The sequence below is a fragment of the Streptomyces murinus genome (assembly GCF_002154555.1).
Classification (GTDB): domain Bacteria; phylum Actinomycetota; class Actinomycetes; order Streptomycetales; family Streptomycetaceae; genus Streptomyces; species Streptomyces murinus.
Genome location: NZ_MUNF01000789.1, coordinates 1 through 3,718, shown reverse-complemented (window position 1 = coordinate 3,718; position 3,718 = coordinate 1). Strand labels below are relative to the sequence as shown.

General features: G+C 68.0%; 3 protein-coding genes. All 3 read right to left on the bottom strand.

Features of this window, described 5'->3' with window-relative positions; all coding sequences use genetic code 11:
• Positions 1 to 57 precede the first annotated feature (57 nt).
• Genes CCN72_RS35075 through CCN72_RS35065 form a run of 3 tightly spaced genes read right to left on the bottom strand, consistent with a single transcriptional unit; the run spans position 58 to position 3,292 of the window.
• Positions 58 to 951 (bottom strand): carbohydrate ABC transporter permease, encoded by an 894-nt coding sequence (locus CCN72_RS35075; RefSeq protein WP_167408744.1) that lies wholly within the window; start codon positions 949 to 951, stop codon positions 58 to 60.
• A complete protein-coding gene (locus tag CCN72_RS35070) occupies positions 948 to 1,970 on the bottom strand; it encodes a carbohydrate ABC transporter permease (RefSeq protein ID WP_086812405.1) in 1,023 nt (340 codons plus the stop codon). The genes CCN72_RS35075 and CCN72_RS35070 overlap by 4 nt, the downstream gene beginning before the upstream one ends.
• Positions 1,967 to 3,292 carry an ABC transporter substrate-binding protein gene (locus tag CCN72_RS35065; RefSeq protein WP_086812403.1) on the bottom strand — a complete coding sequence of 442 codons (1,326 nt, stop codon included), beginning with the start codon at positions 3,290 to 3,292 and terminating at the stop codon, positions 1,967 to 1,969. The genes CCN72_RS35070 and CCN72_RS35065 overlap by 4 nt, the downstream gene beginning before the upstream one ends.
• Positions 3,293 to 3,718: the final 426 nt, after the last annotated feature.

Sequence of the window (3,718 nt, the reverse complement as noted above, 5' to 3'; positions counted from 1 at the left end):
ACGAGGGGGCCGGGCGGTGACGGCCCGGCCCCGTACGGGGTGATCGGCCGGCCGGGCTCAACCCTTGATCGCGCCCTGCATGATCCCGCCCACGATCTGCTTGCCGAACAGCAGGAAGGCGATCAGCAGCGGCAGGGTGCCGAGGAGCGCGCCCGCCATGATCACCGACTGGTCCGGGACATAGCCCGTGCCCAGCGAGTTCAGGGCCACCTGCACGGTCGGGTTCTGCTGGTTCAGGGCGATGATCGGCCACAGGAAGTCGTTCCAGGCGAACACGAAGGTCAGCAGGCCGAGCACCGCCATCGCGGGCCGCGCGGCCGGGAAGACCACATGCCAGACGATGCGCAGACTGCTCGCCCCGTCCACCCGGGCCGCCTCCACCAGCTCCGAGGGCAGCGCCTGTACCAGGTACTGCCGCATGAAGAAGGTGCCGAAGGCGGTCACCAGGCTCGGCAGGATCACCGTCTGGAGCTGGTTCGACCAGCCGAGGTCCGCCATCCACAGATACAGCGGTACGACGGCCAGCTGCGGCGGGATCATCATGGTGCCGACGGTCAGCAGCAACAGCAGCCCGGAGAAGCGGAACCGGAGCTTGGCGAAGGCGAACCCGGCCAGCGTCGCGAACAGCACCGTGCTGACCGTGATGGTGCCCGCCACGAACACCGAGTTGACCATCGCGGTGCCGAGCCCGGCCTGGTCCCAGGCCGCCTGGAGGTTGCTGAACAGATTGCCGCCGAACCACAGCGGCGGCGGGGTCTGCGCGAGCCGCCGGTCGGTGCGGGAGGCCGCGATCGCCGTCCACACCAGCGGGGCGAGCGAGACCAGCGCGAAGACGGCCAGCACGACGTACGTCACCGGGCCCGCGTGCAGCTGCTTGCCGGCGCCCAGCACCCGGCGCCGGGTGCGCGTGGTCCGCGCCTTCGGCGGCAGCGTCAGTTCACTGGTGGTCATTGGGATTTCCTCAGCCGTCGGGTGAGCAGCAGATTGACCGCGGCGATGATCAGCAGGATCAGGAACATCGACCAGGCGATCGCGGACGCCTTGCCGAGGTTGCCGACGATCCAGCCCTGGTCGTACATGTACAGACCGAGCGTCTGGTACTGGTGCTCGGAGCCGCCCTTGGACCCGCTGACCCCGCCGAACAGCAGCGGCTCACCGAAGAGCTGGGTCGCGCCGATGGTGGAGACCACGACCGTGAACAGGATCGTCGGGCGCAGCTGCGGGACGGTGACATGGCGGAACTGCTGCCAGCGGTTGGCACCGTCGAGCGCCGCCGACTCGTACAGGTCGGCGGGTATCGCCTGCATGGCGGCGAGGTAGATCAGCGCGTTGTAGCCGGTCCACCGCCAGACCACGATGGAGGACACCGCGAACTGCGAACCCCAGTCGGACTCACGCCAGTTGACCGGGCCCACCCCGACGAAGTGCAGCAGCCAGTTGATCATGCCGCCGTCCCACGAGTACAGCAGCGTGAACACCAGGGTCGCCGCGGCCACCGAGGTGGCGTACGGGGTCAGCATCACCACGCGCCACACGGTCGAGCCGCGCAGCCGGTAGTTCAGCAGATGGGCGAGCCCGAGCGCGGCCAGCAGCTGCGGCACGGTCGAGATCACACCGATGGTGAAGGTGTTCTTCAGCGCGTTCCAGAAGAAGTCCGAGGACAACAGGTTCTTGTAGTTGTCCAGGCCGGTCCAGGTCTGGTGGTCCAGCGAGGAAAGCTGCACATTGTGCAGTGAGTACCAGGCCGTGTAGAGCAGCGGGACCAGGGTGAAGGCCCCGAACAGGATGAAGAAGGGGGCGACGAACGCGTATGGCGACCCCTTCATGTCCCAGCGGTAGAGCCGGCTGCGCCAGGAGTCGGCCGCCGGCCCGCCGGGGCCGTGAGCGCCCCGGGCCGCGCCCGGCGGGGTGCCGGGCGCGGCCTCGGCGCTCGACGCGGAGTGCGCGAGAGCCTCGTTGGAGCTGGTCACTGGCCGAGCACGTCCTTGATCTCCTTGGACGCGGCGTCCCAGCCCTGGGCCGGCGTCTTGCCCTTCTGCTCGACCTGGAGGATGCCGACATCCGTGATGGCGGTGGTCATCGGCTGGTCCTTGATGCCGAAGATCTGCGTCGGGATCGTCTTCGCCGAGTCGGAGAAGATCTGGGTGAGCGGCGCGTTCGAGAAGTAGGCGGTGGTGTCCGCGGCCGGCTTCAGGTTCGGGTAGGCCGAGGGGGTCGACGGGAAGCTCGCCTGCTTGGAGAACACCTTCTCCTGCTGCGCGGGCTCGGTCAGCCACTTGGCCAGCGCGATGGCCTCCTTCTGGTGCTTGCCCGCGTTCGGCACACCGATCCAGGAGCCGCCCCAGTTGGACGCGGTGGGCGCCGCCGCCACGTCCCAGTTGCCCTTGCCGGAGTCACCGGACTTCTGCTCGATGTAGCCGATCATCCAGGCCGGGCAGGCGACGGTGGCGAAGGAGGCGTTGGCGTAGCCCTGGTCCCAGGTCGGGTCGAACTGCTTGAGCTTCGCCGACATGTTGCTGGTGGCCACGGTCATCGCCACGTCCCAGGACTTCTTCACGCCCTGCGACTTGTCCCAGATGACGTTGCCGTCCTTGTCGTAGTAGCGGTCCGCGCCGCCACCGAGGGCCGCGTTGTACACGGAGGCCGCCGAGTCCACGTACTTGGTGCCCTTGGGCGCCTTCTTCATGTACTGCTTGCCGACATCGACGTACTTGGCCCAGTCGCCCTTCCACATCTGGGCGAGCTTGTCCCGGTCGGTGGGCAGGCCCGCCTTCTGGAACAGGTCCTTGCGGTAGCAGATCGCCATCGGGCCGATGTCGGTCCCGAGCCCGATCAGCTTGCCGTCCTTGGTCGTGGCCTGGGCGTTCTTCCAGTCCAGCCACTGGGACTTGTCGACGTACTTGCTCATGTCGACGAACTTGTCGGCCTGGGTCTGCACGGCCTCGGTGATGTTGCCGATCTCGATGGCCTGAATGTCATCGGTGCCGGAGCCGGCCTGGAGGCGGGTGAGCACCTTCGGCCAGTAGACGTCGGTGCGGGTGGTGACGTTCTCCTTGATGTTGATGTCCGGGTGGAGCTTCATGTACTCGTCGTAGAGGCCGGCCTGCTTGTAGCCGAAGACGCCGTAGGTCCCGACGGTCAGCGTGATCTTGCCTTTGCCGTTGCCGCCGTCCGCGTCGTCCGAGGAGCCGTCCTTGGCGTCCTTGGCGCAGCCGGCCAACAAACTCGTGGTCAGCGCGGCGACGGCCGCCAGGGCCATCATCCGCCTGGACCGGCGGAAGTTCGTGCGCATTGCGTCCTCCTGTTGCCTGACGTGCCGACCCCCCGGCCGACTGCATGGAATCGGGCCCGTTCGTCACGCGCTGCGGCTCGGGCGGGGAACGTGCGGGTTGTGTAGGTGTCAGGTACTGTGGGAGCGCTCCCACAAGTGATGGCTTGAAGAGTCGTCGGTTCGGAGCGGGGTGTCAAGGGACCTGACGCGGGGGGTTGAGTTCAGTTATCGGAGCGTTAACTGGCCCGCACGGGTGGGGCGTTCGGGGCGCCGGGGGCATACGGGGCCGATGGGGTCCCGGGTGGGACTGTTAGATTCCAGCCAACCGGAGGAAGCGGCCGGCCGGAGGAAGCGAGGGAGGCGGAGCACATGGCGAGCCACGGAGTGCGGGGCCGGAGCGGGGGCCGGCCCACGCTGGAGGAGGTCGCCGCGCGTGCGGGGGTCGGC